This window comes from Stenotrophomonas maltophilia group sp. RNC7 (assembly GCF_030910085.1).
GTDB classification, from domain to species: Bacteria; Pseudomonadota; Gammaproteobacteria; order Xanthomonadales; family Xanthomonadaceae; genus Stenotrophomonas; species Stenotrophomonas sepilia.
On the sequence record NZ_JAVFVN010000942.1, the window covers coordinates 1 to 449 of the forward strand.

At 41.4% G+C, this 449-nt stretch carries 1 pseudogene; it reads right to left on the minus strand.

Annotated elements, in window-relative coordinates:
* A pseudogene (locus RCF13_RS23805) lies at nucleotides 1-449 on the minus strand (hypothetical protein); the annotation flags it as partial.

Sequence of the window (449 nt, forward strand, 5' to 3'; positions counted from 1 at the left end):
AGGACATCGTAGGTATAGCTGATTTGAAGCGCACCATCCTTCTTAATGCTTTCCAGCTGGTTATTTTCATCGTAGCTGTATACACTGCTGTCGCTTTCGTCTGTCATTTTTATTCTGTTTCCTACTTCGTCGTAGCTGTAGCTTATGGTGTCATTTGTTTCTTGAACGGTTCTATCGACTAGAAGGTTTCTGTTGTCATAGGTGTACAGAATGTGGTTTCCATTTCGATCGATTACGGCTGCAACATTTCCAGCAAGGTCGTAGGAATACTGAATCGACTTTTGGTCTGCATTGGTCGTATTCTTTAAAATACCGAAATCACCATAGGTATATTCTGTAATTTTACCTCTGCCCTCTACCATATACAGCTTATTTCCTGCTTTATCATAGCCATAGCTTACGCTGATTTTCAGTGGGTCCTCTACCTTTATCAGTCTTCCCGCTTCGTC